General features: G+C 71.4%; 25 protein-coding genes. 6 read left to right on the forward strand and 19 right to left on the reverse strand.

The window, feature by feature from the left end; genetic code table 11:
- Positions 1–14: 14 nt before the first annotated feature.
- The gene (locus tag OHS57_RS10275) at positions 15–647 is read right to left on the reverse strand and encodes a sulfite oxidase-like oxidoreductase (protein WP_041990642.1); all 633 of its coding nucleotides are present in this window, start codon (positions 645–647) and stop codon (positions 15–17) included.
- Between the two features lie 156 nt (positions 648–803).
- Between OHS57_RS10275 and bfr the strand changes: the two genes are divergently transcribed.
- Positions 804–1283, forward strand: coding sequence for a bacterioferritin (gene bfr, locus OHS57_RS10280; RefSeq protein ID WP_041990640.1), 480 nt, complete (start codon positions 804–806; stop codon positions 1281–1283).
- Positions 1284–1335: 52 nt separating this feature from the next.
- Here the strand turns inward: bfr and OHS57_RS10285 are convergent, their stop codons facing one another.
- Positions 1336–1605, reverse strand: a complete 270-nt coding sequence (locus OHS57_RS10285) for a (2Fe-2S)-binding protein (RefSeq protein WP_328581713.1) — start codon at positions 1603–1605, stop codon at positions 1336–1338.
- 179 nt (positions 1606–1784) lie between these two features.
- Positions 1785–3146 carry a class II 3-deoxy-7-phosphoheptulonate synthase gene (locus tag OHS57_RS10290; RefSeq protein WP_107070197.1) on the reverse strand — a complete coding sequence of 454 codons (1362 nt, stop codon included), beginning with the start codon at positions 3144–3146 and terminating at the stop codon, positions 1785–1787.
- Between the two features lie 267 nt (positions 3147–3413).
- On the opposite strand from OHS57_RS10290, the gene OHS57_RS10295 reads away from it, so the two are divergent.
- A complete protein-coding gene (locus OHS57_RS10295; protein WP_328581714.1) occupies positions 3414–5357 on the forward strand; it encodes an anthranilate synthase family protein in 1944 nt (647 codons plus the stop codon).
- Between the two features lie 92 nt (positions 5358–5449).
- Here OHS57_RS10295 and OHS57_RS10300 read toward each other — a convergent pair whose 3' ends face one another.
- The 4 genes from OHS57_RS10300 to OHS57_RS10315 form a co-directional block, all read right to left on the reverse strand.
- On the reverse strand, positions 5450–6478 hold the full coding sequence (locus OHS57_RS10300; protein ID WP_041990636.1) for a 6-phosphofructokinase: 1029 nt from the start codon (positions 6476–6478) through the stop codon (positions 5450–5452).
- Between the two features lie 124 nt (positions 6479–6602).
- Positions 6603–7268 carry a response regulator transcription factor gene (locus tag OHS57_RS10305; protein ID WP_328581715.1) on the reverse strand — a complete coding sequence of 222 codons (666 nt, stop codon included), beginning with the start codon at positions 7266–7268 and terminating at the stop codon, positions 6603–6605.
- Positions 7265–8446, reverse strand: a complete 1182-nt coding sequence (gene macS / locus OHS57_RS10310; protein WP_328581716.1) for a MacS family sensor histidine kinase — start codon at positions 8444–8446, stop codon at positions 7265–7267. The genes OHS57_RS10305 and macS overlap by 4 nt, the downstream gene beginning before the upstream one ends.
- A 30-nt stretch (positions 8447–8476) precedes the next feature.
- Positions 8477–9187 carry a lysophospholipid acyltransferase family protein gene (locus OHS57_RS10315; RefSeq protein ID WP_041990630.1) on the reverse strand — a complete coding sequence of 237 codons (711 nt, stop codon included), beginning with the start codon at positions 9185–9187 and terminating at the stop codon, positions 8477–8479.
- 194 nt (positions 9188–9381) lie between these two features.
- Here OHS57_RS10315 and OHS57_RS10320 point away from each other — a divergent pair, with 194 nt between their 5' ends.
- Both OHS57_RS10320 and OHS57_RS10325 read left to right on the forward strand, forming a co-directional pair.
- Positions 9382–10161 (forward strand): alpha/beta hydrolase, encoded by a 780-nt coding sequence (locus OHS57_RS10320; protein WP_041990629.1) that lies wholly within the window; start codon positions 9382–9384, stop codon positions 10159–10161.
- Positions 10154–10795, forward strand: coding sequence for a hypothetical protein (locus OHS57_RS10325; protein WP_328581717.1), 642 nt, complete (start codon positions 10154–10156; stop codon positions 10793–10795). Before OHS57_RS10320 ends, OHS57_RS10325 begins: the two co-directional genes overlap by 8 nt.
- A 32-nt stretch (positions 10796–10827) precedes the next feature.
- Here OHS57_RS10325 and OHS57_RS10330 read toward each other — a convergent pair whose 3' ends face one another.
- From OHS57_RS10330 to OHS57_RS10355, 6 genes are all read right to left on the reverse strand, one after another.
- Positions 10828–11580, reverse strand: a complete 753-nt coding sequence (locus tag OHS57_RS10330; protein WP_328581718.1) for an endonuclease/exonuclease/phosphatase family protein — start codon at positions 11578–11580, stop codon at positions 10828–10830.
- 137 nt (positions 11581–11717) lie between these two features.
- Positions 11718–12659 (reverse strand): ROK family glucokinase, encoded by a 942-nt coding sequence (locus tag OHS57_RS10335; RefSeq protein WP_041990624.1) that lies wholly within the window; start codon positions 12657–12659, stop codon positions 11718–11720.
- Between the two features lie 65 nt (positions 12660–12724).
- Entirely contained in the window at positions 12725–13207 is a 483-nt protein-coding gene (locus OHS57_RS10340) for a DUF5304 domain-containing protein (RefSeq protein ID WP_041990623.1), read from the reverse strand.
- A gap of 90 nt (positions 13208–13297) precedes the next feature.
- Positions 13298–14485, reverse strand: coding sequence for an ArsA family ATPase (locus tag OHS57_RS10345; protein WP_328581719.1), 1188 nt, complete (start codon positions 14483–14485; stop codon positions 13298–13300).
- Complete coding sequence (locus tag OHS57_RS10350; RefSeq protein WP_328581720.1) at positions 14485–14931, reverse strand: SRPBCC family protein; 447 nt, start codon at positions 14929–14931, stop codon at positions 14485–14487. The genes OHS57_RS10345 and OHS57_RS10350 overlap by 1 nt, the downstream gene beginning before the upstream one ends.
- A gap of 56 nt (positions 14932–14987) precedes the next feature.
- Positions 14988–15755, reverse strand: coding sequence for a metallophosphoesterase (locus tag OHS57_RS10355; RefSeq protein WP_107070196.1), 768 nt, complete (start codon positions 15753–15755; stop codon positions 14988–14990).
- Positions 15756–16067: 312 nt separating this feature from the next.
- Between OHS57_RS10355 and OHS57_RS10360 the strand changes: the two genes are divergently transcribed.
- Entirely contained in the window at positions 16068–17879 is a 1812-nt protein-coding gene (locus OHS57_RS10360; protein ID WP_328581721.1) for an AMP-dependent synthetase/ligase, read from the forward strand.
- Positions 17880–18379: 500 nt separating this feature from the next.
- Here OHS57_RS10360 and OHS57_RS10365 read toward each other — a convergent pair whose 3' ends face one another.
- Positions 18380–19519 (reverse strand): glycosyltransferase family 4 protein, encoded by a 1140-nt coding sequence (locus tag OHS57_RS10365; protein ID WP_041990615.1) that lies wholly within the window; start codon positions 19517–19519, stop codon positions 18380–18382.
- A 103-nt stretch (positions 19520–19622) separates the two neighbouring features.
- On the opposite strand from OHS57_RS10365, the gene OHS57_RS10370 reads away from it, so the two are divergent.
- Positions 19623–20861 (forward strand): glycosyltransferase family 87 protein, encoded by a 1239-nt coding sequence (locus OHS57_RS10370; RefSeq protein WP_328585035.1) that lies wholly within the window; start codon positions 19623–19625, stop codon positions 20859–20861.
- On the opposite strand, the gene OHS57_RS10375 is transcribed toward OHS57_RS10370, so the two are convergent.
- The 5 genes from OHS57_RS10375 to OHS57_RS10395 all read right to left on the reverse strand — a co-directional run bounded on the left by OHS57_RS10375 (position 20818) and on the right by OHS57_RS10395 (position 26301).
- Positions 20818–22017, reverse strand: a complete 1200-nt coding sequence (locus tag OHS57_RS10375) for a hypothetical protein (RefSeq protein WP_328581722.1) — start codon at positions 22015–22017, stop codon at positions 20818–20820. The genes OHS57_RS10370 and OHS57_RS10375 overlap by 44 nt on opposite strands.
- A 33-nt stretch (positions 22018–22050) precedes the next feature.
- Positions 22051–23085 carry a C40 family peptidase gene (locus OHS57_RS10380; protein WP_328581723.1) on the reverse strand — a complete coding sequence of 345 codons (1035 nt, stop codon included), beginning with the start codon at positions 23083–23085 and terminating at the stop codon, positions 22051–22053.
- A gap of 233 nt (positions 23086–23318) precedes the next feature.
- Positions 23319–24341, reverse strand: a complete 1023-nt coding sequence (locus OHS57_RS10385) for a C40 family peptidase (protein ID WP_041990610.1) — start codon at positions 24339–24341, stop codon at positions 23319–23321.
- A 316-nt stretch (positions 24342–24657) separates the two neighbouring features.
- Positions 24658–26022: an NYN domain-containing protein gene (locus OHS57_RS10390; protein WP_041990608.1), complete on the reverse strand. Its 1365-nt coding sequence runs from the start codon at positions 26020–26022 to the stop codon at positions 24658–24660.
- Positions 26023–26058: 36 nt separating this feature from the next.
- Positions 26059–26301, reverse strand: a complete 243-nt coding sequence (locus OHS57_RS10395) for a hypothetical protein (protein ID WP_041990606.1) — start codon at positions 26299–26301, stop codon at positions 26059–26061.
- Positions 26302–26353: the final 52 nt, after the last annotated feature.

A 26353-nucleotide genomic window follows, 5' to 3' on the forward strand; every position in this document is an offset into this window, starting at 1 on the left:
CGAGAGCTCCAGACCTACAGCTCCGGGCCGTCCTCCGGCAGCTCCTGGTACGAGTAGCGCTGCTCACGCCAGGGGTCGCCGACGTTGTGGTAGCCGCGCTCCTCCCAGAAGCCTCTGCGGTCCGCCGTCATGTACTCCACGCCCCTGACCCACTTCGGTCCCTTCCAGGCGTACAGCTGCGGTACGACGAGCCGCAGCGGGAAGCCGTGCTCGGCGGTCAGCAGCTCACCGTCCCGGTGGGTGGCGAATATCGTCCGGTCGGAGCGGAAGTCGTCCAGCCGCAGATTGGCGCTGTAGCCGTACTCGGCCCAGACCATGGCGTGCGTGACGCCGGGCGCGGGCGGCGCGAGGTCCAGGACCGTACGCGCGGGGACGCCGCCCCATTCGGCTCCCAGCATGGAGAACTTCGTGACGCAGTGCAGATCGGCGACGACGGTCGAGAACGGCAGGGCCGAGAACTGCTCGTGGTTCCAGCAGTGTTTGTCGCCGTCGGCGGTGGCCCCGAAGACCCGGAATTCCCAGCGGTCCTGTTTGAATTTGGGTACCGGCCCGTAATGGGTGACCGGCCAGCCCCGCTGGAGGCGCTGACCTGGTGGAAGCCCGGACTCCTCCGGCTCCCGAAACCCCCGGTTCTCCGGCTGACCCATGCCGTCAATGGTGACAGACCGGGAGGGGTGGTCATGACCAGGTCTGCCCGGATTCGGGCAACTCCGACTAAGTAGCCCCTTACTGGACGGCTGATCACCACGGTGCGAGGATCCGAAGCATTCTGCCCGCTCACACGCCTGGAAGGAGCCGCCGCGATGCAGGGCGACCCCGAGGTCCTCGAGTTCCTCAACGAGCAGCTGACCGCCGAGCTCACCGCGATCAACCAGTATTTTCTCCACGCGAAGATGCAGGAGAACTTCGGCTGGACGAAACTCGCGAAGAACACCCGCGCCGAGTCGTTCGACGAGATGAAGCACGCCGAGCTGCTCACCGACCGGATTCTCTTCCTGGACGGTCTGCCGAACTACCAGCGGCTCTTCCACGTACGCGTGGGCCAGACCGTCACGGAGATGTTCAAGGCCGACCGCGAGGTCGAGGTGGAGGCCATCGACCGCCTCAAGCGCGGCATCGACGTGATGCGGGGCAAGGGCGACCACACGTCCCGACGGATCTTCGAATCGATCCTGGAGGACGAGGAGCACCACATCGACTACCTCGACACCCAGCTGGAGCTGGTGGAGAAGCTCGGCGAGGCGCTGTACATCGCCCAGCTCATCGAGCAGCCGGAAAGCTAGGAGGGCCTGATCCGGACGACCGGCCCCCGGGCCTGATCCGAACGAGCAGGGTCTAGGCGGCCTCGTCCAGGCCGACGGTCACGGCCGTCGCTCCCGGCAGTACGGGGGCGGCCGAGGCCGCCACCGGGGGTGCGACCGACTCCAGCAGCTCACGGCGCGGGCAGCCGCCCCGGCCGAGCAGCGACTGGATGTGGCGTACGCACGAGCCGCAGTCGGTGCCGGCCTTGCTGGCCGAAGCTATCTGCCGGGGGGTGCACGCTCCGGCGTCCGCGTGTTCCTTGATCTGCTTATCGGTGATTCCGAAGCACGAGCAGACGTACACGCGGGTTCACCTCCCGGCGGGATCGATGGTGGGGCCGTAGCGACGGCGAGGCCCCCCGAAGAATCGGTGAGGCTAACCTAACCTTACCCACCGGCTTCCGCACACAAAAGCCCCGCGCACGGCGATGGGGCGCGGATCACACGGATCCACGCCCCATCCCCTCGCCGATCATGAGCGCCCTACTGGTCCCGGTACATCTCCGCGACCAGGAAGGCCAGGTCGAGCGACTGGCTGCGGTTGAGCCTGGGGTCGCAGGCCGTCTCGTAGCGCTGATGCAGATCGTCCACGAAGATCTCGTCGCCGCCGCCCACGCACTCCGTGACGTCGTCACCCGTCAGCTCGACATGGATGCCGCCCGGGTGCGTGCCGAGGCCCTTGTGCACCTCGAAGAAGCCCTTGACCTCGTCCAGGACGTCGTCGAAGCGGCGCGTCTTGTGGCCGGAGGCCGCCTCGAACGTGTTGCCGTGCATCGGGTCCGTCACCCAGACCACCGTCGCGCCCGAGGCGGTGACCTTGTCGACCAGCTGCGGCAGCTTGTCCCTGACCTTGTCGGCGCCCATCCGGACGATGAAGGTCAGCCGGCCCGGCTCCCGGTCCGGGTCGAGCCGGTCGATGTAGCTGAGCGCGTCGTCCACGGTCGTCGAGGGGCCGAGCTTGACCCCGATGGGGTTGCTGATCTTCGAGGCGAACTCGATGTGCGCGCCGTCCAGCTGGCGGGTGCGCTCACCGACCCAGACCATGTGGCCCGAGGTGTCGTACAGCTTGTTCGTGCGCGAGTCGGTGCGGGTGAGCGCCGACTCGTAGTCCAGCAGCAGCGCCTCGTGCGACGCGTAGAACTCGACGGCGCGGAATTCGGCCGGGTCGGTGCCGCACGCCTTCATGAAGTTGAGCGCGTTGTCGATCTCGCGGGCGAGCTGCTCGTAACGCTGCCCGGACGGTGAGGACTTCACGAAGTCCTGGTTCCAGGCGTGCACCTGGCGCAGGTCGGCGTAGCCGCCGGTGGTGAAGGCACGGACCAGGTTGAGGGTCGAGGCCGACGCGTGGTACATCCGCTTCAGCCGGTCGGGGTCCGGGATCCGGGACTTCTCGTCGAAGGCGAAGCCGTTGACGGAGTCGCCCCGGTAGGTGGGCAGGGTCACGCCGTCGCGGGTCTCGGTCCCCTTGGAGCGCGGCTTCGAGTACTGGCCGGCGATCCTGCCGACCTTCACCACGGGCACGGAGGCCGCGTAGGTGAGCACGGCGCTCATCTGGAGCAGGGTCTTCAGCTTCGCCCTGATGTGTTCGGCGGACACGGCGTCGAACGCCTCGGCGCAGTCGCCGCCCTGGAGCAGGAACGCCTCGCCCTTCGCGACGGCGGCCAGCCTGGACCGCAGCTGGTCGCACTCGCCCGCGAAGACCAGCGGCGGAAAGGACTCCAGGTCCGCCACGACCTCGCGCAGGGCTTCCCGGTCGGGATACTCCGGCTGCTGGGCAGCGGGAAGATCTTTCCAGGTCGGCACAGGGGTCGCGGGGTTCTCAGCTTTCACGGTCACGGCGCCCAGATTACGCGCTCGCGGCCCGTGACAACCGCCCGGCTCACAGTGTGGAACGGGTCGTGTGCGGTAAGGTCCCACGCATGTTCGCGCATTCGAATCAGAGCTGGTGGTGGCCGGATCATCCGGCGGCCCCCTGATTCGTCGCGAGCGTCAGCATCGCGAAGGCCGCCCGAGGGCGGCCTTCGGTGTTTTCCGGGCCCGGGATCTCCGGGCGGGAAGCGGGGGCGGCCCTCCCGCCCCGCTCCCGCCCCGTCCCGGAAGGAACACCCGCCCATGTCTCAGCCGTCGGCGCGCAGTCTGCTCGCCCGTCTCCTCGACTCCGACTGCCCGCCCTTCGCCCTGCTCCGCCGCCGCACCCCCGGACGCGACCACGACACCGTGGAGCTGCTGATCGGGGCCGTGCACGAGGCGGACACACTCGCCGGTATCCCCGTCGGCAGCCGTCCCTCGCTCGCCCTGGTGCCGTTCCGGCAGATCAGGGAGCGCGGCTTCGACGTGCACGACGACGGGACGCCGCTGGCCGTCCTGGTCGCCGACGAGACGTACGAACTGCCGCTGGCCGAGGTGACCGAGCTGCTGCCCGACCACGCGGTACGGGTCGAAGGCGGCGCCTTCGACATCGACGACGAGCGGTACGCGGCCGTCGTGCGGCGGGTCATCGAGGACGAGATCGGCCGGGGCGAGGGCGCGAACTTCGTGATCAAGCGCACGTTCGAAGGCCATGTTCCGGGCTTCGGCAGCGCCGACGCGCTCGCCCTGTTCCGGCGGCTGCTCACCGCCGAGCGCGGCGCGTACTGGACGTTCGTCGTACACACCGGGGAGCGCACCCTGGTCGGCGCGAGCCCGGAGGTGCATGTCCGGATGAGCGGCGGGACGGTCGTGATGAATCCGATCAGCGGCACGTTCCGCTATCCGCCCGAGGGACCCACCCCCGAGGGACTGCTGGCGTTCCTGGCCGACCGCAAGGAGACCGAGGAACTGTCCATGGTCGTGGACGAGGAACTGAAGATGATGTGCACCGTCGGGGACAGGGGCGGGGTGGTGATCGGCCCCCGGCTCAAGGAGATGGCGCATCTCGCGCACACCGAGTACGAGTTGCGCGGCCGCTCCTCGCTGGACGTGCGCGAGGTGCTGAAGGAGACGATGTTCGCGGCGACCGTCACCGGATCGCCCGTGCAGAACGCCTGCCGGGTGATCGAGCGGCACGAACCGCTCGGACCCGACGGGCGGGGGCGCGGCTACTACGCGGGGGCGCTGGCGCTCGTCGGGCTCGACGCCGGCGGGGCGCAGACCCTCGACTCCCCCATTCTGATCCGCACCGCCGACATCGCGGCCGACGGCCGGCTGCGGGTGCCGGTCGGCGCCACGCTCGTACGCCACTCCGACCCGGCGGGCGAGGTCGCCGAGACCCACGCCAAGGCGGCGGGGGTGCTGGCGGCCCTCGGCGTACGGCCCGCCCGCCCGCGCGCCGAGTCGGCCGGGCCGCGGCTGGCCGACGACCCCCGGGTGCGGGCGGCGCTGGACGGACGCCGGGCCGGGCTCGCGCCGTTCTGGCTGAAGATGCAGACCGAGCCTGCCTCGCTCACCGGCCATGCCCTGGTCGTGGACGGCGAGGACACCTTCACCGCGATGCTCGCCCATCTGCTGCGCTCGTCGGGACTCGACGTGACGGTACGGCGGTTCGACGCGCCGGGACTGCGCGAAGCGGCGCTCACGCACCAGGGTCCCGTGGTGCTGGGGCCCGGCCCGGGGGATCCCGCCGACGCCACGGATCCGAAGATGCGGCTGCTGCGCGCGCTGACCGCCGAGCTGATCCGCGACCACCGGCACGGTCTGCTCGGCGTCTGCCTCGGCCATGAGCTGATCGCCGCCGAACTGGGCCTGGAAACGGTCCGCAAGCAGGTCCCGTACCAGGGTGCGCAGACGCGGATCCCGCTGTTCGGCAGGGCGGAGACGGTCGGTTTCTACAACAGCTTCACCGCACGCTGCGACGCGGAGACGGCGCGCGAACTGGCGGCGCACGGCATCGAGGTGAGCAGGGACGAGACGAGCGACGAGGTGTTCGCGCTGCGCGGCGCCGGGTTCGCCTCGCTGCAGTTCCACGCGGAGTCCGTGCTGACCCTGGACGGGCCGCGGATCGTAAGGGAGTCACTGGCCGGGGCGATGAACACCGAGGAGTCGGAACGGCGGTCGGGGACGCCGATCGAGCGGGGCTGAGGCACCGGGCGCCGGGGATCATCGCGAGCTTTCCGTGGTGATCCCGGGCGCCGGGCCGCGCAACCGGAGAAGACGCTCAACCGAAGAATCCGTCAGCCGAAGAAGACGCTTACCTCCTCGTACAGCTCCGACGGCACCGTCTTCAGCTCGGCGACCGCCTCCGCGATGGGTACCCGCACGACGTCCGTGCCGCGCAGGGCGACCATCTTGCCGAAGTCGCCGTCCCGTACGGCCTCGATGGCGTGCAGCCCGAATCGGGTCGCCAGCCACCGGTCGAAGGCGCTCGGGGTGCCGCCGCGCTGCACATGTCCGAGGACGGTCGTCCGCGCCTCGTTGCCGGTGCGCCGCTCGATCTCCTTGGCCAGCCACTCGCCGATGCCCGAGAGCCGGACATGGCCGAAGGAGTCGAGGGTGCCGTCCTTGAGCACGAGGTCGCCGTCCTTGGGCATCGCGCCTTCCGAGATGACGACGATGGGGGCGTACGACGCTCTGAACCGTGACGTCACCCAGGCGCAGACCTGCTCGACGTCGAAGCGCTGTTCGGGGATGAGGATGACATTGGCGCCGCCGGCCAGGCCCGAGTGCATGGCGATCCAGCCGGCATGACGGCCCATCACCTCGCAGACCAGCACCCGCATATGGGATTCGGCGGTGGTGTGCAGCCGGTCGATGGCCTCGGTCGCGATACCGACCGCCGTGTCGAAGCCGAAGGTGTAGTCGGTGGCCGAGAGGTCGTTGTCAATGGTCTTGGGGACTCCGACGCAGGGGATGCCCTGCTCGTCGGAGAGGGTGGCGGCGACGCCCAGGGTGTCCTCGCCGCCGATCACGATCAGCGAATCGACCTCATGGGCGGCCAGGGTCTCCTTGATCCGCCGTATCCCGTCCTCCTCCTTGAGAGGATTGGTGCGCGAAGAACCGAGAATGGTCCCGCCGCGCGGCAGGATGCCGCGCACGGCGGGGATGTCGAGCCGTACGGTGTCGTCTTCCAGCGGCCCGCGCCAGCCGTCCCGGAACCCGGTGAACGCGTACCCGTATTCCTGGACGCCCTTGCGCACGATGCCTCGGATGACCGCGTTGAGTCCGGGGCAGTCGCCGCCCCCGGTCAGTACTCCGACTCGCATGGAAAACACTTCCCTTCGCCGTCGGTGAGGTACCCGGGCCACCGGTGAAGTGACACAGGTCACTCCCGCATGGTGCGCAGCACGAATTCCGTTGCGCCAGAGGGCGGTTGGAAGCGGGTGAAACTCAGACGTCGTCGAGGCCGCGCTCGATCGCGTAACGCACCAGCTCGACGCGGTTGTGGAGCTGGAGTTTGCCGAGCGTGTTCTGCACGTGGTTCTGCACGGTGCGGTGCGAGATGACCAGCCGCTCGGCGATCTGCTTGTACGAGAGGCCCTTGGCGACGAGCCGCAGCACTTCGGTCTCGCGCTCCGTGAGCTGGGGCGCCTTGGGCTCGTCGGGCGCGGCGGGAGCGGGGTCCGAGGCCAGCCGCCGGTACTCGCCGAGGACGAGCCCGGCGAGGCCGGGGGTGAACACCGGGTCGCCGGCCGCCGTGCGGCGCACCGCGTCGATCAGCTCGGCCGTGCTGGCGGACTTGAGCAGATAACCGGTGGCGCCGGACTTCACCGCCTCCAGGACATCGGCGTGCTCCCCGCTCGCCGACAGCACGAGGACCCGCAGGGCGGGGAAGGCGCCGACGAGTTGCTTGCAGACCTGGACGCCCGGCATGCCGGGCAGGTTGAGGTCGAGGACCAGCACCGCGGGGACGGTGGCCTTGGCGCGCCGTACGGCCTGCGCGCCGTCCCCGGCCGTCGCGACGACGTCGAACCCCGATTCGGCCAGGTCGCGGGCGACCGCGTCACGCCACATCGGATGGTCGTCGACCACCATCACCCTGATCGCCTCGGTCATCGCTCCGCCTTCCCCCGTGGAACTCTCAGTTCGACTTCTGTGCCCTGCCCCGGCACGGAGATCAGCTCCGCCGTGCCGCCCAGCTCCCGCAGCCTGCCACGGATCGACAGGGCGACCCCGAGCCGCCCCTCGCCCTCGGCCTGCGCGAGCCGGCCCTCCGGGATGCCGGGGCCGTCGTCCCGTACGGTCACGACCACTTCGTCCGGCCAGTCCTCGACCAGGATCCAGGCGCTGGCCTCGGCGCCCGCGTGCCTTCGGACATTGTCCAGGGCCGCACCGACAGCCGCCGCGGTCTCCCGCGCCGCGGCCGGAGCCAGCGGCACCGGGGCGCCCGGCTCGGCGAAGCTGACCTTGGACCCGCTGTACGGCGCGAGCAGCGTCCGCAGATCGATCTCGGACGGCTCGGCGGCGCCGGGCGTCCCGCCTGTGCCGCCGTCGGCCGTACGCGCGGTCGGTACGAGACCGCTGGAGACCAGCGTGCGCAGGGCGACCTCCTGCTCGCCCGCCATCCGGCCCAGCTCGGCGGCCTCGCCGCCCAGCGCCGTACCGCGCCGCTGCACCATGGCCAGCACCTGGAGGACGCTGTCGTGGATGTCCCTGGCCAGCCGCTCCCGCTCCCTGGTCCGCGCCTCGATCTCCATGGCGTGGGCGAGGGTGCGCTCGGAGGCGCGGGCGACCTCGACGACGTAGCCGATGGCGATGGAGGCCACCCAGACGAGCAGCACGTTGTGGAGCGTGTCCCTGCTGGGGTTGCCGCGCTCGACGATGTTGGCCGCTGCGACGAAGGACGAGGCGACGCAGGCCCACCGCCAGCCGCCCTTCACCGCGAACGCGAGCACCACACCGGCGGTCCATATCGACGGCAGGGTGGGCCCGTCGATGTGCTGGGCCTGCTCGTCGGCGAGCGGGGTGAGCAGGATGCCGGCGAGCGCCACGACAAGATCGACGGCCAGGAAGGGCCGGGTGCATCTCGCGGCGCCGGCGACCCTGGGGAGGGTGGCCAGGGTCCACACACCCATCACGGCGAGGTAGGCCACCGCCACCCAGGCCCGCTCGAACCTGTCCCGTTCGAGGGCGAAGAGCACCACGGCGTAGACCATGGTCAGCAGGCGGTACGCGGTCAGCGCGCGCCACAGCGGCTGCTCGACCGACATCCTCACGACACGCTCGCTCTTCATCGCTCCCCCATGCGCCACGCGCCCCCTGACTCAGCCCTGGGGTGCGTCGGCCTTGCCCGCCTCGGCGAGCCGGCGCTTCGCCGCCGTCGCGTAGATGTCCACGTACTCCTGGCCGGACAGCTTCATGATCTCGTACATGACTTCGTCGGTGACCGCCCGCAGGATGAAGCGGTCGCCCTGCATGCCCCGGTAGCGGCTGAAGTCCAGCGGCTTGCCGATCCTGATCCCCGGGCGCATCAGCTTCGGCATCACCTGGCCGGGCGGCTGGATCTTCTCCGTGTCGATCATCGCGACGGGAATGACGGGCGCGCCGCTGGCGAGCGCCACCCGCGCGAGACCGCCGGGCTTGCCCCGGTAGAGCCGGCCGTCGGGCGAGCGGGTGCCCTCCGGGTAGATGCCGAACAGCTCGCCGTCGGCCAGCACCTTCACACCGCTGTTGATCGCGGCCTCGCCCGCGCCGCGCGCGCCCGACCGGTCGACCGGCAGCTGTCCCACGCCCTTGAAGAAGGCCGCCGTCAGCTTTCCCTTGACTCCGGGAGAGGTGAAGTACTCGGCCTTGGCGATGAAGACGACCTTGCGGTCGAGGACGGCCGGCAGGAAGAAGGAGTCGGAGAAGGACAGATGGTTGCTCGCGAGGATCGCCGGCCCCTCTGCGGGAACGTTCTCTAGGCCCTCCACCCAGGGCCGGAAGGCGAGCTTCAACGACCCGCCGATGGAGAACTTCATTGCGCCGTAGATCAACTCGACTGCCTCCTGTGTGCGCTCCGACTGACCATAACCCGTGCGGAGGCCGACGAGACCTGCGCTCATCTGCGTGAGGGGTCCGACGGACCTGGTCGGTGTCGGTCCGGTCGCGTACGGTGAAGTACACCTTTTGAGCGTCGCCGCACACCCCTCTACTGCCCGAACCCCCCTCTTACGAACAGGAGACCCCGGTGCCGGTCGTTCCTGGAGCCGAGCCGTACCGCCATGAGGGCGGTGACGTCGGCGTCCTCCTCTGTCATGGCTTCACCGGTTCGCCGCGGTCGCTGCGCCCCTGGGCGGAGTATCTGGCCGAGCGCGGTCTTTCCGTGTCGCTGCCGCTGCTGCCGGGGCACGGCACACGCTGGCAGGACATGCAGGTCACCGGCTGGCAGGACTGGTACGCGGAGGTGGACCTGGCGCTGCGGCAGCTGCTGGACCGGTGCGAGCAGGTCTTCGTCGCCGGGCTCTCGATGGGCGGCGCGCTGGCGCTGCGGCTCGCCTCGAAGCACGGTCCGGCGATCAGCGGGGTGATCGTGGTCAACCCGGGGCTGAAGGTGCACGGGCTCGCGGCGCACGCCCTGCCGGTGGTCCGTCATCTGATCCCCAGCACCAAGGGCCTGGCGAACGACATCGCGAAGGCCGGCGGTGACGAGATCGGCTACGACCGGGTGCCGCTGCACGCGGCGCACTCGGTGCGGAAGTTCTTCCGGCTGGTGGACGCGGCGCTGCCGCAGGTCACCCAGCCGCTGCTGCTGTTGCACAGCACGCAGGACCATGTCGTACCGCCGGTCGACTCGGCCCGGGTGCTCGCGCGCGTCTCGTCGCGCGATGTCCGGGAGGTCCTGCTGGAACAGAGCTACCACGTTGCGACGTTGGACCATGACGCGGAGCGGATTTTCGAGGAGAGTCACGCGTTCATCGGCCGCCTCGCTCCGAGCGTCGGGAAGAAGGGGAGCAGCACCGGTGGCTGAGCATGACGCGGACCGCGAGCCGCAGCCGATCGACGAGGACGCCGCGTGGGCGGCGATCGTGGCGGGGTACGGCGAGGAGCCGGCCGACCCGCCGGGCGCGAAGCCCTTCAAGTCCGTCGACGGTCTGGCGGTGCTGGAGGGCGAGCGCAACAGGACGAGGGGGTCCGACACCGAGCAGGGCGGCACACCGGAGTCCGGCCCGGAGCCTGAGGGCCCGGAGCCCGAGAGCCCGGCCGCCGAGGTCCCTCCGGCGTCGGCGCCGGAGGGTGTGAAGCCGCCGCTGGGCGGCTCGGTGGTGTTCGCCCCGGGGGTGGGCGGCCCCCGTGACTACGCGCTCGACGAGCCCCATGACGACGGTATCGACGACGATGACGACGACGGCGAGGGCCACTTCGTACCGCCCGAGCCGCCGCCGCTGCCGGAGGCCGACGTCACGACGAGGTTCGCTTGGCTCGCCGTCATCGGCGGTCCGCTGCTGATGCTGATCGTCATCCTGTTGCAGTGGGACATGACGTGGTGGCTGACGACGCTGAGCATCGGCGGTTTCCTCGGCGGCTTCGCCACGCTGGTGGCGCGTATGCAGCATGACGAGGACGACGACCACGACGACCCGGGGCGCGGCGCCGTGGTGTAGCGCCGCCCGGCCGGATCAGCGGCCGGGACGGGTCAGGAGGCGGGTACGCGCAGGGCGGCGAGCACGGGCAGATGGTCCGTCGCCGCCCTCAGGTCCGCTTCGGTGAGCCCCGGCAGATCGCTCGGCACTCCGCAGCCGAGGATCTCCACGCCTTCGGTGGCGAGGATCGCGTCGATACGGCGGTGGGCCCCGGCCGACGGGTAGGTGTGTTCGCCGCCCCAGGGCCGCGCCGTCCAGGCGTCCCGCAGGGCGCCGGTGAGCAGGCGGAAGGCGCGACCCGTCGGAGGTTCGTTGAGGTCGCCGGCGAGGATCGCGTGCGGTGCGTCCATCGCCTTCAGCCGGTCGAGCGCCTGTCCTGCCTGGGCGTACCGCTCGTCGTCCTGGAGGCTCAGATGGCAGTTGAGGACACCGAGCCTGGCGCCGCCGAACCGCACGACCGCCGTGGCGAAGCCGCGCCGGTGCAGCCCAGGCGTGAGCGGCAGCAGTACGTCCTCGGTCTGTTCCACGGTCGCGCGCAGTGAGCACAGCAGCAGCGGTCCCGCCGCTGTCGCGCCGCCGCCGAGCACCACGAGATCGGTCGCCATGGCCAGCCGTGAGGCCTTCTTGCGCCAGCGGAAGAAGCGCGGCGCCTCCTGGAGGAACACCAGGTCGGGTGCGCAGGCCCGGATCACCCGGGCCAGGGCCGCACGGTCGTCGCGCATCGAGCGGATGTTGTAACTGAGCACCCGGATCACGGCCGAACCGTCCGGCTCGGTACGGGAGTCGGGCAGTGGGGACATCGCCATGCGCACACGATACGTGAGCCCGGCGGCGTATCGACGCACCGCCCGGCGCCCCCGGAAACGGCTGTGCCCGCCGTACCCCGGTGACGGGATACGGCGGGCACAGTCGTGTAGGTCGTGACGGTGGCGCGCTGCCGCTCTCAGCCTTGGCGAGCCAGGTCGGCCGCTCCCACCAGGCCTGCCTCACCGCCCAGTTTGGCCGCCAGCACCTGGGCGTGCGGACGCCATTCGCCGCCGATCAGCCAGCGCCGGAACGACTTGCGGATCGGGTCGAGGACCAACTCGCCCTCGTCCGACACCCCGCCGCCGACGATGAAGGCCGAAGGGTCGAAGAGCGACGCCAGGTCGGCGAGACCGGCACCCGCCCAACGGGCCAGTTCCCGGAAGGAGTCGACGGCGACCGGGTCGCCGTCGCGGGCCGCGGCACTGATGTGCCTGCCCTCTATGCCCTCCACCGTGCCGTCGCCGAGCGCGAGCAGCCGCTCGGCGTTCTCCGGTGTCGCGTGCGCGCGCTGGCGCGCGTACCTGACGAGGGCCCGCCCCGAGGCGTACTGCTCCCAGCAGCCCTGGCTGCCGCAACCGCACAGCAGCCCGTCGGGCACGACCCGGATGTGCCCGAACTCGGCGGCCACACCGAAGCGTCCACGGCGCAGCTTGTTGCCGATGATGATGCCGCCGCCCAGGCCGGTGCCGAGCGTGATGCAGATGACGTCGTCGTGGCCCTGTCCTGCCCCGAACTTGTACTCGCCCCATGCCGCGGCGTTGGCGTCGTTCTCCACGACGACCGGCAGGCCGATGCGCTGTTCGACCTTGTCCTTGAGCGGTTCGTGCCGCCAGTTGATGTTCGGCGCGAAGAGGACGGTGGCGCGCTTGTCGTCGACGTAGCCGGCGGCGCCGATGCCGACCGCCTCGATCTGGTGTCCCTCGCCCGCGCCCGATACGGCAGCGCAAATCGCGTCGACAATTCCTTCGGCCGTCTGCGGGGTGGCCACCTTGTGCATCCCCCGAATGGTGCCCTCTTCGTCGACCACGCCGGCCGCGATCTTCGTGCCGCCGATGTCGACGCCGATGGTGAGTCCCATGTGTCCCTCAGTTTTCGGTCGAGCCCCGCTAAGGGCAACCGTACCCGAGGGCGGGGCTTCTCCCCTCAGTCCAGGTCGATATGACCGTCCGGACCTGGCCGTTCGTCACGGGGGTCCGAGGGGTCGTCCGACTTCTTCAGATCGGCCGAGAGGTCGACGGGGCCGGTCGGCGGGGTGACGGGACCCTGGGTCCAGCGGGTCTCCTGGCCCTCGACCGCCGAGCGGTACGCGGCGAGGAGTTCGTTGCCCGCGGCGGCGAGATGGTCGAAGAGGCCGGGGTTGCGCTCGATGACCGGCTCGACGGCCGACCTGGCCTGGTTGATGAACTGCTGGACGGCTCCCTGCGCCGCCATGCCGAACAGCGGGGTCTGCAGCGAGGAGACCTTGTCGGAGACGGCGTCGACGAATTTACGCAGTTCGTCGGAGGCGGAGGCGGGCGGCGGTCCGTAGACGGCCCGGCGCCTGGCCTTCTCGGCTGCCAGGTCTTCCGCGCATGCCGTGGCCCAGGCGTCCGAGTCGGCGGCGGGGCGCTCGGTTGCATCGCTCATGGGGTACTCCCGCGTCAGTGACAGGGGCCTCTCACCGAGCACGGCGAAAGGGTGCTTGTATCCGACGGTACCCGAACGGCCGTATTACGTTCAGTCGGCGTGCGGCCAGACCGCGGGGTCCGGGGTGAATCTGACCCGCAGCACATCGTCGGTGAGGGCGGCGCCCGTGACGGTGCAGCGGCGCAGTGCCGAGGTCAGCGGCACGATCCGGCGGAACGGGCCGACGGTCAGCAGGAGTTCGTCGTCCTTGCGCACGAGGTTGACGTCCTTCTTGCGCACCCCGGGCAGCGACAGGCTCCAGACGAGCAGACCGTCGTCGGCCAGCCGGTCCTCGGTCCACCAGGGGTCGTCCGCCCGGCCCTCGGTCCGCTCGTCCGGCTCGGGTACGCCGAGGGCGGCGAGATCGGCGGTGCCGTGCGGGTCGCGGCCCAGATGCGCGGTCTCCCGTACGGGGACCTCGGGCGCCCAGCTCTCGTGCCAGCCGTCGAGGCTCTTGTGCTGCTGGGCCGCGACGCCGGCCGCCCACGGGTCCGCCTGGTGGGCGGGGACGAGCCGGTTCGCCACCAGCGTCTCGACCCGGATCCCGTACAGGGCGAGCCCCACCCGGGCCGAGCGCAGCGTCTCGTCGGCGGCAGGTCCCGGCTCGGCGACCAGCCGTACCGTCGTCGTACGGTCCTCGATCAGCGCCTGGACCGCGGCCAGCTCCGTGTCCCGGTGCTCGACCGTCCGGTACAGCCACTGCGCGGGCATCGGTACGCCGGCGAGCTGGGCCATCATCGGCCGCAGCGCGCGGGCCGCCTGCCGCTCAGGGGGCAGCAGCCGGCGCAGGTAGCGGCGCAGCTGCTCGGGCAGGGCCAGTACGGCGAGGGCGTCCCGCAGGGGCGGCATGTCGACGACGAGGACGTCCCAGTCGCCCTTCGCCGCGGCGCTCAGGGAGTGCAGCAGGGCGAACTGCTCACTGCCGGGCAGTTCGGTCAGCTCCTCGCCGGCCAGTCTGCGGGCGCCGAGCAGATCGAGCCCGGGGCCGACCCGCTCCTGGAGGGTGAGCAGCTCGCTGCGGAAGTGTCCCGCCGAGTCGGTGCGCGCGGCCCACAGCCCTTCCGCGACCTCGGCCGGCTCGTCGGGGCGCGGCCCCGCGGGCACGGGCAGCGGCTGCCCCTCGGGGTCGGCGGAGAGCAGCAGGGTGCGGCTGCCGCGCCGGGCCGCCGCGAGGGCGGTCGCCGCGGCCACGGTCGTCCGGCCGGCCCCGCCGGGGCCGGTGACCAGGACCGTACGCATCAGACTCCGGGGGTGGATTCGACGCGCTTCTTCAGCCCCGCGAGTGCCCGGTCGATGATGACCTTCTCGGCCTTGCGCTTGATCATGCCGAGGAGCGGGATCTTCACGTCGACGGCCAGCCGGTAGGTGACCTCGGTGCGGTCGGTGCCCAGCGGCGCCAGCAGGTACGAGCCGTCGAGGGAGCGGAGCATCTGGGACTTCACCAGCGTCCAGCTGACCTCGTGCGCGCTGGTCCAGGTGTAGGCGAGGGTGTGGTCGTCCTTGATCGCTCCGGCGTCGAGCACCAGCCTGACCTGCTCGGCACGGCCTTCGGCGTCGGTGGCGAGCACCTCGGCCTCTTTGACCTCGCCGGTCCATTCGGGATAGCGCGCGAAGTCGGCGATCACGCCCATGACGTCGGCCGGGGCCGCCTCGATCGTGATGCTCGAACTGGTGTGTTCCGCCATCGCCGTGCTCCTCCAGGACTGGGTACGCCGCGTGCAGGCTATCGCGTGCGCGGGGCTCACCATTCCAGGGCCCACGGCCGTCCTGTCGAGGCGAAGTGTCCTACGTTCACACATTCCGTCACACCGACCCGCATCCGGCGCGCCAGCGGCTGATGGACATGGCCGAAGAGGGCGTAGCGCGGCCGGGTACGGCGCACGGCGGCCAGCAGCGCGCGGCTGCCGCGCTCGAAGCGGCGGGCCACCGTGTCGTAGATCAACTCCGGCACTTCCGGCGGGATGTGCGAGCAGAGCACGTCGACCTCGCCGAGCGCCTCGACCTTGGCGGCGAACTCCTCGTCGGAGATCTCGTACGGGGTACTCATGGCGGTCCGCAGCCCGCCGCCGACGAAGCCGAACACCAGGCCGCCGATCTCGACGCGCTCGCCGTCCAGGACGGTGGTGCCGGGGCCCGCGTACTCCCGCCAGAGCGGCGGCATGTCGACATTGCCGTAGGTGGCGTACGTCGGCGTGGGCAGCACGGCGAACATCTCGGCGTACTGCCTGCGCACCGCGCCCTCGATGGCGTCCGCCGGCTCGACACCCAGCTCCGCCCAGAGCCCGCGGCCGAACTCCCTGGCCTCCTCGAAGCGGCGGGCGGTGCGCAGCTCCACGATCCGGTCGGCGTTCTCGACGCCGAAGAGGTCGGGGAAGATGCCGCGCGAGTGGTCGGCGTAGTCGAGGAAGAGCACCAGGTCGCCGAGACAGATCAGCGCGTCGGCGCCGTCACCCGCCCGCGCGAGATCCCGCACGTTCCCGTGTACGTCACTGACCACGTTGACCCGCATACCGATCACCCTAGGGCCTGTCGTTCGGATCGTGCCGGGCTCGCGGGGGCCGGCACCGCTCCCTGATCCGGCCTGATCCGAACGACAGACGCAACTCGCCTCCCCTACCCGGGTAGAGAGCTCCGGACCTGCGACTTCTGCCGGGGTGTCAGCGGGGTGGACTACTGTGCGCGGAGTACGTGAAGAATCGTGTGACGCGGGAAACATCTGGTCTGGACCCCCTATCGTGCGCCAGTACCGATGGGTAACGTCCGGGCAGTCCAGCCGTGCTCATGCAGCCGTGGCGCCGGCGCCCGATGAGGAGCAGCAGTCTTGCGCGAGTTCAGTCTTCCGGCCCTGTACGAGGTCCCCTCGGACGGCAATCTGACGGATCTCATCCGCCGCAACGCCACCCACCACCCCGAGGTGGCGGTCCTCGCCCGAAAGGTCGCCGGCACCTGGACGGATGTCACGGCCGAGCAGTTCCTCGCCGAGGTACGCGCGGCGGCCAAGGGCCTCATCGCCGCGGGCGTCGGCCCCGGCGACCGGGTGGGCCTGATGTCCCGCACCCGCTTCGAGTGGGTGCAGCTCGACTTCGCGATCTGGAGCGCAGGCGCGGTCACGGTCCCCGTGTACGAGACCAGCTCGGCCGAGCAGATCCAGTGGATCCTCGGCGACTCCGGCGCGGTCGCCGTGATCGTCGAGAGCGAGGAGCACGCCGCCTCGATCGAGTCGGTACGCGACGGGCTGCCGGCCCTGCGGAACGTCTGGCAGATCGACAAGGGCGCGGGCGGCGGCGGCGCCGCCGAGCAGCTGACCTCGGCCGGTGCCGATGTCAGCGACGAGACGGTGGACGACCGGTCAGCGTCCGCGAAGGCGGACGACCCCGCGACCATCGTCTACACCTCGGGCACGACGGGCCGCCCCAAGGGCTGTGTGCTCACCCACCGCAGCTTCTTCGCCGAGTGCGGCAACGTGGTCGAGCGCCTCAAGCCGCTGTTCCGTACGGGCGAGTGTTCCGTCCTGCTCTTCCTGCCCGCCGCGCATGTCTTCGGCCGGCTGGTCGAGGTGGCGTCCGTGATGGCGCCCATCAAGCTCGGCTGCGTCCCCGACATCAAGAACCTCACCGACGAGCTGGCCGCCTTCCGGCCGACGCTGATCCTGGGCGTCCCGCGCGTCTTCGAGAAGGTCTACAACTCGGCCCGCGCCGAGGCCCAGGAGGACGGCAAGGGCCGCATCTTCGACCAGGCGGCCCACACGGCCATCGCCTACAGCCGCGCCCTGTCGACGCCGCAGGGCCCGTCCCTCGGCCTCAGGCTCCGCCACAAGCTCTTCGACCGGCTCGTCTACGGCAAGCTGCGCGCGGTGCTCGGCGGCCGCGGCGAGTACGCCATCTCCGGCGGCGCCCCGCTGGGCGAGCGGCTCGGCCACTTCTACCGGGGCATCGGCTTCACGGTCCTAGAGGGCTACGGCCTCACCGAGTCCTGCGCGGCGACCGCCTTCAACCCCTGGGACCGGCAGAAGATCGGCACGGTCGGCCAGCCCCTGCCGGGGTCCGTCGTCCGGATCGCCGACGACGGCGAGGTGCTGCTGCACGGCGAGCACCTGTTCACCCGGTACTGGAACAACGAACCGGCGACGGCCGAGGCGCTGGCGGACGGCTGGTTCCACACCGGCGACATCGGCACGCTGGACGAGGACGGCTACCTCGCGATCACCGGCCGGAAGAAGGAGATCCTGGTGACGGCGGGCGGCAAGAACGTCGCCCCGGCGGTCATCGAGGACCGGATCCGCGCGCACGCGCTGGTCGCCGAATGCATGGTCGTCGGCGACGGCCGCCCGTTCGTGGGCGCGCTGATCACCCTGGACGAGGAGTTCCTGACCCGCTGGGCCACCGACCACGGCAAACAGCCAGGCTCGACGACGGCGACGCTACGGCTGGACCCGGAGCTGCTGGCGGAGGTGCAGCGGGCGGTGGACGAGGGGAACGCGGCGGTGTCGAAGGCGGAGTCGGTACGCAAGTTCCGCATCTTGACGGCGCAGTTCACGGAGGAGTCGGGACACATCACGCCGTCGCTGAAGCTGAAGCGGAACGTGGTGGCGAAGGATTTCGCCGACGAGATCGAAGCGATCTATCAGGGTTGACGGTTCGCCTTCCGACGGCGGGTCGGTTGCGGGTCTTGGCTGCGCCGCGTTCGGCTGGTGCCGGGTTCCGGGTCCTGCGGAGGGGGGTGTCCGGACTGCTTGTCGCATGAGCTCCTTCGCTTTACGTCCGGACACCCCCCTCCTCCGGCCCCGGCCCCCTCCCGTAGGTGGGTCCCACCCAACCGCCCACGTCAGCGCGGGCAAGCGGTGTCCCGCGGGCCGAGGGAACATCCCTGGCGTGAACGCCCGGCCGCCGGCCCCTGGTGGTCGCGGCGCAGCCGATCCGTGGCGCGGGGCTGAAGGGGGTCGTGCAGGGGTGGTGTCCGGAGCGTAGAGCGTGATTTGTGGCGCATCTCGGCGGTGGCTCCGCGTCAGACGAGTACGCGCCGTAAATCATGCAGCGCAGGACACGACCCCGGAACGGCCCCCGGCAACAACCGCAACCAGAACCCGCAACCGACCCGCGCGCCGCACGGCGACACCGCCGGACGGCGGCACCGCTACAACAGCGAACGCAGCCGCGTCGCCAGCAAGTCCCAGCGCCAGCGTTCCTCCACCCACCGGCGGCCCCGCTCCCCCATCCGGCGTCGCAGCTCCGCGTCGCCGAGCAGCGTCACCACCCTCTCCGCCGTCTCCGGCGCGCCGCCTCGCACCACCCAGCCCGTCTCGCCGTCCAGCACCGCGTCCGGCGCGCCGCCCGAGTCGCCCGCCACCACCGGCAGGCCCGTCGCCGAGGCCTCCAGGTAGACGATGCCCAGGCCCTCCACGTCGAGCCCGCCGCGCCGGGTGCGGCAGGGCATCGCGAAGACGTCGCCCGCCCCGTAGTGCGCGGGCAGCGAGGGCCACGGGACCGGGCCCGTGAACCGTACGGACTCGGCGACCCCCGTCGTCCGCGCCAGCGAGCGCAGGGACTTCTCGTACGGGCCGCCGCCCACGATCAGCAGCACCGCGTCCGGCACGCTCGCCAGGATCGTCGGCATCGCGCGGATCAGCGTGTCCTGGCCCTTGCGCGGCACCAGCCGCGACACGCAGACCACGACCGGACGCGACGTCAGGCCCAGCTGTTCGCGTACGGCCGCGCCGCCCGAGCCCGGGTGGAAGGTCTTCTCGTCGACGCCCGGCGGCAGTTGGACCATCCGGCCCGCCGCGGCAGGCGTGAGCGCCGCGGCGATACGGGAGCGGGTGTACTCGCCCAGGTAGGTGATCGTGTCCGTGCCCTCGCCGATGCGGCGCAGCAGCCGGCGGGACGCGGGCAGTTGCGCCCACGCCGCCTCGTGGCCGTGTGTCGTGGCGACCAGGCGGCGCGCGCCGGCGCGGCGCAGCGCCGGGGCCATCAGGCCCAGCGGGGCCGCCGCGCCGAACCAGACCGACTCGCAGCCGTGCTCACGGAGCAGGCCGGCCGCGCGGGCGGTGACCCGGGGCGTCGGCAGCAGCATCGTCGTACGGTCGCGTACCACCGTGAACGGCTGCTCCGCGTCGAACGCGGCCGTCGCCGCCGCGCCCTCCTCGCCGCGCTTCCAGGTCGACGCGTAGACAACCACCCGTTCGGGGTCGAGCCGCAGCGCCATGTTGTGCAGGAATGCCTGGATACCGCCGGGCCGGGGCGGGAAGTCGTTCGTCACGATCAGGGTCTTGCGCATGGTCGCCGACAGTACCGAACGGCCGCGCCGGTTCCGCCGTTGTGGCCCCCGACCCGTCGGCACCGGCATCATGTCTCCCGCCAGTACGTACGAATACGACGGGATGATCATGATCGGCGCACGGTTCCCTGTCGCGGTGTGGATCGTCACCCGGGCGGTGCTGCTGCTCTGTGTCTTCAAGGTCGTCGTGGTGCCGGGACCCGATGTCACCAGCGATGTGTCGGTGATCTACCACGGCTGGTTCGAGGTGCTGAAGTCCGGCAGCTATCCGGTCGGGGACGTCACCTGGCAGTACCCGCCTGCGGCCGCGCTCGCGATCCTGTCGCCCGGTGCGCTGCCGTTCATGGCGTACACGTCGGCCTTCTTCGTCGTGGCGTTCCTCTGCGACGCGGCGGCCTTCGGACTGCTGCTGCGGGCCGGTACCCGGCCGGGCAGGTCGCCGCGCGGGGTCTGGGTGTGGGTGGCGGGGGTGCCGCTGCTGGGGCCGACCGCGTACGCCCGGTACGACCTGATGGTGACGGCGGTCGCGGTGGCAGCGCTGCTCGCCGGGGTCCGGCGGCCCGGTGTGCTCGGCGCGCTCGCCGGGTTCGGCGCGATGCTGAAGGTGTGGCCGGTGCTGGTGCTGCTCGGCACGCCGCGCGGCAGGACCACCAGGGTGTCGTGGGCGGCCGCGGCCGTGACCGGCGCTGCCGTGGTGCTGGTCGCCGCCGTGGCGATGCCGGGGTCGCTGGCGTTCCTGACGTACCAGCGCGACCGGGGCACCGAGGTGGAGTCGCTGGGCGGGCTCGTCTTCCAGATCGCCCGGCACTTCGGCTGGCACGGCCAGGTGCTGCTCAACTACGGCTCGGTGGAGTTCGTGGGGCCGTACGTGCCGCTCGTCTCGTCGGCGGCGATGGCGCTGTCGGTGCTCGCCTTCGGGTGGCTGCTGTGGTGGCGGATCACGGCGCGGGAGTTCACCGCGAGCACGCCGGGCGACGCGGGGTTCGCCGCGGTTCTGCTGTTCACCACGACCAGCCGGGTGATCAGCCCGCAGTACATGCTGTGGCTGGTGGGGCTCGCCGCCGTCTGTCTCGTCCTGCGGGAGAGCCGGATGACCCTGCCCGCCGTGCTGGTGCTGGCCGCCACCGGGGTGACGCTGCTGGAGTTCCCGCTCGGGTTCGGGCATGTGGTCGGCGGTGACCTGCGCGGCGTGCTGCTGCTGCTCGTACGCAACGGGCTGCTGGTCGCCGCGACGCTGTGCGCGTGCGGGCGGCTGTGGCGCGGTACGGTGCCGCGGCGGCGGGAGCCCGCTGCGGACGTCAGCCCAGCCGTTTCCGCAGATAGCCGCGCCACAGCGCGGTGAAGTCGTCGGGGGTCGTCTTCAGCACGTCGTTCAGCGCGTTCTCCACGGCGCCGTCCCGGCCGCCGTGCTCGCCGACCGCCCGGTAGAAGTCGGTGAGGTGCCGGTCGCCCCAGCGGGTCGCGATCAGCTCGCAGGCCAGCCAGCCGCCCTCGTACGCCTGGGCCAGCCGGTCGGCGTCGCCGCCGAACGCGAAGTCCTCGTCGTCGGGCAGCGTGGCGGGGACGTGGCCGAGCTGGACGGCGGCGCGCAGCTCCGGTGCGATCTGCGCTGCCGTGCGGTCGGAGGTGCGGTAGGCGGCCCAGTCGGCGAAGCCCTCGGAGAGCCAGGTGGGGGTGGCGGCCGAGGTGACGGTGCGGGTGGCGACATGGGTGGTCTCGTGGGTCAGCACGATGTGCTGCCCGAAGTCGCCGAGTTCGGCGTACGCCTCGGGGTTGACGATGATCCGGTCGGCGGGTGTCGCCCCCGAGCCGCCGGTCTCCCCCGTCGTGACGGCGGCGATGCCCGTGTAACCGGCGGCCGGTGCCCCGAGGAGCGCCGCCATGGCCGCCAGCGAGCCGGGGACGAGCACGACGACCCTGTGTGCCCACGGGCCCGGCCACGCGGCGTTCACGGCGGGTACGGCCGCGTCGGCGACGGCGGACACGGACCGCAGCACGGTGTCGCCCTGTCCCGCGCCGAGGACGAGGCTGTGGCTGCCCCGTACGGCCGTCACCGGGCCCTGCTGCCAGAGCGCCTGGGCGCCGTCCTCGCCGGGCCGGTCGGCGGTCACGTACCAGCGGCCGTGCCGCTCGCGCAGCTCCAGGGTGCGGGGCGTGGAGACGGGCGCGCTGTCGTAGCCGGCGATGCGGTAACGCAGGTCGGCCTGGACGGTGGCGCGGTCCCCGGTGCGCCGCACCGGGCCGAGGTGGTACGCCCAGGAGCTGAGCGGCACGTCGGCGAGGTTCCGGAACTCCGCGCGCTGTGCGGCGCGCAGCGCGTGGGCCGTGGGGTCGACGGCCGCCAGGTAGCCGCTCTCGTCGCGGCGCAGCAGCGCGGCGGCCCTGCGGTCGAGGGTCCGGCCGATCTGCGGGGTGGCCCGGTCGGGCACCGCCGCGGGGGAACCGCAACCTGCCAGCAGGAGCCCGGCGAGTCCCTGGAGGGCGTTACGGCGGCGCATGCCGGAGATCGTACGGGGTGCCGGGGGTACGGCTCAGACGCGCGTGACGGACGAGATCGGCATCATGCCGACGGGGTCGTAGCGCACCGGAGCGCCGGGGTAGGGGGCGTGGATGACCTGGCCGTTGCCGACGTACATCGCGATGTGGCTGGCGTCGGCGCGGTAGGCCACGAGGTCGCCGGGCCTGGCCTGGGAGAGCGGGATCTGGTGTCCCGCGTAGCGCTGGGCCTGTGACGTGCGGGGCAGGCCGACGCCCGCGCGTGCGTACGACCACTGCATGAGGCCCGAACAGTCGAAGCCGGAGGGCCCGTTGGCGCCCCAGACGTACGGCCGGCCGAGGGCCTGTCTGGCCGCCATGACGGCGGCGGCGGCGCGTGAGGAGGCGGGGCCGAGGCCGCCGGCCAGGTCCAGGTCGTCGGGCCGGCCGGACGAGCGTGAGGCGCGGCCGTAGGAGGCGCGGTCGGCGGCGGGCAACGTGTTGAGCAGCCGCCGGGCCGTGGCGAGCTTGTCCTGGACGGTGCGTTTGTGCCGGGCGACGGTGGCCTTGCTCCGTTCCAGCTCGGCGAGTTCGTGGGTGGCCGTGGCGCGTTCCTGGTTCAGGGTCCGCTGGGCCTGCCGGAGTTCGGCCAGGGCGCCCGACTGGCGTTCCCCGGCCCTGTCGAGCACGGAGGCGCGTTCCAGATAGGTGTCGGGGTCCGACGACAGCAGCAGGGCGAGGGCGGGATCGATGCCGCCCGACCGGTACTGGGCGCTCACCACCGAACCGAGCGCGCCGCGCATCTGGTTGATGCGGTCCTGGCCGCGTGCCACCCGGTCGCGGGAGCTGCCGAGGAGCTTGCGGAGCGCGTCGGCCCGCTCGTCGGCCTTGTCGTACTGCTCCGTGGCCCGTTCCGCCTGTTCGTACAGCCGGTCGACCTTGGACCGGGTGGTGTCGGGCGTGTCCTTCGGCGCGGCGCCCGCCGGGGCCGCGGCGAGTGCGGCGGCGGCCGTCGCCGCCGCGGCCGACAGGACCGTCACGCGTGTGGTCAGGACCAGGCCGGAATGTGAGGGACGCCGATGGGAGACCACGAGAGAGCCGCACTTCCTTCCGCTGTGCGCGCCGTACGCACCGGGCGCGCTCCGCGCGGCACCTGCCGCGCGGATGCAGACAGTAGCCGGGCGGACACGGGACGGCCAACGACCCCACCGGGCATACAAAGTGACGCCCCGCCGGAGACCAACAGGTCATCGGCGGGGCGCGGCGTCAGCGGAAGACGCGTAATTTCGCCCGAATGGGCGGGTGTCAGCGGCGGGTGAGCGGCTTAGCCGACGCGCACGCCGTAGTTGAACGGCATGTTGCTCATGGCTTCGTAGCGCACGTTCGCGCCCGGGTGGGGGGCGTGCAGCACCTGGCCGTTGCCGGCGTACAGACCGATGTGGCTGCCGCCGCTGAAGATGACCAGGTCACCCCGCTGGAGCTGGCTCGCCGAGAGGTGCGGGCCCGCGCCGCCCTGGGCCTGCGAGGTACGCGGCAGCGAGACGCCGGCCTGGGCGTAGGCCCAGCCGGTGAGTCCCGAGCAGTCGAAGGAGCCGGGGCCCGTCGCGCCGTAGACGTACGGCATGCCGATGCGGGTCTGGGCCGCCGCGAAGGCGGCCGCAGCGCGCTGCGACGCGGGGACGGAGGCGCCGAGGTCGACCCGGCTGCTGGCGCGGTTGGCGCGGCTCTCGTCGTTGGCGAGCGAGGCGCGCTCCTGGGCGGTGAGGGTGAGGAGCACCCGCTGCGTCGCCGCCAGCTTCTCCTGGACGTCCTTCTTCTTCTGGCCGAGTTCCTTGCGGGTGTCCGCGAGGTCCTTGACCTTGTCCTGGGCTTCCTTGCGCTCCTGGGCGAGCGTGCGCTGCTTCGCCTGGATCTGCTGGAGCGCCTCGGCCTGCTTGGCGCTCACCTGGTCCATGGTGGACGCCTTGTCCAGGTAGGTGTCCGGGTCCGAGGAGAGGAAGAGCTGCACCGAGGGGTCGATACCACCGCTGCGGTACTGGGCGCTCGCCATCGAACCGAGGTTGTCGCGCAGGTCGTTGAGCTCGTCCTGGCCGCGGGCGACCTTGTCGCGCAGGGAGTTCACCTGCTTGGTGAGCTTGTCCTGCTGCTCCTTGGCGCCGTTGAACTTCTCGGTGGCCACCTCGGCGTCGTGGCGCAGGCCCTCGACCTTGGCCTTGACGTCCTTCGTGGTGGGCTTCGGGTCGGCGTGCGCGGCCTGGGAGGTCAGCGCGACGGCGGCGGCGGCAGTGGCGGTGAGCACAGTCACACGGGTGCGGCTCGGAGGCTTGGGACGACGGTGGGACGCCACGAAGGCGAGCTCCTTCTTCCTCAGCCGCCTACCGGGCAAAGGGGGACGCATGTCCCGGCTCCACATGTTCGGCTCCCCCGTGCTTGAGCTGAACTGCGTGGATTCGGCGGTGCCTTCGCCGACACCCCGGATGGGTGATCGACCGCGCGAAGGTTCGACCTGACCTTAGTGACCTTCTTGTGATCAGTTCAAATCCTCACGAGAAAAATCTTGATCTCGAAGGCATAATTTACGTACAGCACACGTTCAGTGATGACTATTTGACGCCATGTTGTGACGTGAAGCAATCAATTCGGTCATTAGCCGCAACAGTTGCTCAGGCGCGCGAAAGCCGCTTCAGCAACAAGGCGGACGCGACGGGCCGGGCGCCGGCCTTCGCCACTCCGTCGGCGACCTCACGGTCCGTGGAGACCACCACGACCGGCCGGCCCGGCGGTTCCGCCCGGACCAACTGGCGGATCAGCTCGTCCGCGGTGACCCCCGGCTTCGAGAACAGCACCCGCACCCCGCGCGGCGGCGCGAGCAGCACGGGAGCCGCCAGTTCGGCGCCGTCGAAGACACACGTCATCTCGGCGCCCGACTGTGCGGCGAGCATGGCGAGACCGCCCAGCAGCCGCAGCCGCTGCTTCTCCAGTGGCATCGTCGGATAACCGGTCTTGGTCACGTTGTAGCCGTCCACGAGCAGATGCGCCTGCGGCAGCGCCAGCAGCTGGTCGAGCAGCGCCGGGTCCGTGTCGGACAGCGCCCGCGCCGCCACGTCCTTCGGCGACATCCGGCCCGGCTCGACCGCGTCGACCGTGTCGGCGGGCCGCGCGGACGCGGGCGGCAGCGCCAGCTCGCGGCGCAGCCCCTGGGCCGACTCCAGCACCGTGTCGAGCAGCAGCCGCAGCCGCATGTCCTCGATCGAACGGCCCTCGCGCGCCGCGCGCCTGCTGGTCTCGACGGCGGACTCCGCCTCGGCGAGCCGCGCCCTGATCCGCCGGGTCTCGCTCTCGGCCGCCGACACCTGGGCGGCGCTCTCCGACCTGACGCCCTCCAGCTCCGCGTTGACCCGGCGCAGCGCCGCCTCGCCGCGCTTCACATCGCTCTGCGCGCTGCGCAGCTTGCGGTGCAGCGACTCCGCGTCCTTGCGTACGGCCTCCAGCTCGGCGCGCAGCCGCTCCGTCTCGCTCTTCGTCTGGGCCCTGGCAGCGGCGAGATCGTCCCGCAGCTGCTCCAGCTCGCGCCTGGCCTCCTCGTCGGCGCGTTCCGCTTCCGCCCGCAGGGCCTCCTCGCCCGCGGCGGTCACCAACTTCACCCATCCGGGGGGCCTGAGTACGTACGCGGCGGCGGCCACATCGACCGGATCGGCGGCCGCGGGCGGCGATCCCGCCTCCAGCGCCTCGGCCAGTTCGGGCTGCGCCGCACCCAGCCGCTCGCCGATACGCTGGCGGAACAGCGGGTCACTCTCCAGCGCCGCCGCCATCGCGTTGCCGGCGAACTTCGCCCGCCTGTTCGGGGTGAAACGGGCGTACTGCCGCAGCTGGGTGGGCAGCTCGGCGACGGTCAGCCCGCCGAAAGCGTCCGAGACCAGCGCGACGACCCGCCGCCTGACCCCGTCGGGCAGCGGGCGGTCGAGCACCTCGGCGGCGTCACCGTCGGCCGCACCGGCCGACTCAGCACCGCTTGCGGGCTGCTCCACGATCCGTCACCCCACTACCCCTTTCGGGCGGCTCCCTCAGGAGCCGGCGCCCGGCCTGTCCACCAGCTCGATCTGATCCACCGCGTTGCACCAACGGCACCGCACGGACTCGATGGTCTCACTGACCACCTCGCGCTCCTCGACCTTCGGATCCCCTGCCAGGTCCAGATGGACGTACTCGACGGCCTTCGACGTACGTGTCACGTCGAACCGGGTGAGATTGCCGCACAGGGCACAACGCCACCGCTGCTCGGAAGTCGGCTGGGGAACCGTCGCCATCGTGCCGTCCTCTTCTCGTCGCCCGCCACCACGGTTGCCCGCGGTGGCGTAA

Origin of the sequence: Streptomyces sp. NBC_00370, assembly GCF_036084755.1 — a bacterium.
Classification (GTDB): Bacteria; Actinomycetota; Actinomycetes; order Streptomycetales; family Streptomycetaceae; genus Streptomyces.

Excerpts from the sequence above, each read along its gene's own strand:
- OHS57_RS10275 (WP_041990642.1), bottom strand. The coding sequence starts at position 647 with ATGGGTCAGCCGGAGAACCGGGGGTTTCGGGAGCCGGAGGAGTCCGGG.
- bfr (WP_041990640.1), top strand. The coding sequence starts at position 804 with ATGCAGGGCGACCCCGAGGTCCTCGAGTTCCTCAACGAGCAGCTGACC.
- OHS57_RS10295 (WP_328581714.1), top strand. The coding sequence starts at position 3,414 with ATGTCTCAGCCGTCGGCGCGCAGTCTGCTCGCCCGTCTCCTCGACTCC.
- OHS57_RS10300 (WP_041990636.1), bottom strand. The coding sequence starts at position 6,478 with ATGCGAGTCGGAGTACTGACCGGGGGCGGCGACTGCCCCGGACTCAAC.
- OHS57_RS10305 (WP_328581715.1), bottom strand. The coding sequence starts at position 7,268 with ATGACCGAGGCGATCAGGGTGATGGTGGTCGACGACCATCCGATGTGG.
- macS (WP_328581716.1), bottom strand. The coding sequence starts at position 8,446 with ATGAAGAGCGAGCGTGTCGTGAGGATGTCGGTCGAGCAGCCGCTGTGG.
- OHS57_RS10330 (WP_328581718.1), bottom strand. The coding sequence starts at position 11,580 with ATGGCGATGTCCCCACTGCCCGACTCCCGTACCGAGCCGGACGGTTCG.
- OHS57_RS10335 (WP_041990624.1), bottom strand. The coding sequence starts at position 12,659 with ATGGGACTCACCATCGGCGTCGACATCGGCGGCACGAAGATCGCGGCC.
- OHS57_RS10340 (WP_041990623.1), bottom strand. The coding sequence starts at position 13,207 with ATGAGCGATGCAACCGAGCGCCCCGCCGCCGACTCGGACGCCTGGGCC.
- OHS57_RS10345 (WP_328581719.1), bottom strand. The coding sequence starts at position 14,485 with ATGCGTACGGTCCTGGTCACCGGCCCCGGCGGGGCCGGCCGGACGACC.
- OHS57_RS10350 (WP_328581720.1), bottom strand. The coding sequence starts at position 14,931 with ATGGCGGAACACACCAGTTCGAGCATCACGATCGAGGCGGCCCCGGCC.
- OHS57_RS10355 (WP_107070196.1), bottom strand. The coding sequence starts at position 15,755 with ATGCGGGTCAACGTGGTCAGTGACGTACACGGGAACGTGCGGGATCTC.
- OHS57_RS10365 (WP_041990615.1), bottom strand. The coding sequence starts at position 19,519 with ATGCGCAAGACCCTGATCGTGACGAACGACTTCCCGCCCCGGCCCGGC.
- OHS57_RS10370 (WP_328585035.1), top strand. The coding sequence starts at position 19,623 with ATGATCATGATCGGCGCACGGTTCCCTGTCGCGGTGTGGATCGTCACC.
- OHS57_RS10375 (WP_328581722.1), bottom strand. The coding sequence starts at position 22,017 with ATGCGCCGCCGTAACGCCCTCCAGGGACTCGCCGGGCTCCTGCTGGCA.
- OHS57_RS10395 (WP_041990606.1), bottom strand. The coding sequence starts at position 26,301 with ATGGCGACGGTTCCCCAGCCGACTTCCGAGCAGCGGTGGCGTTGTGCC.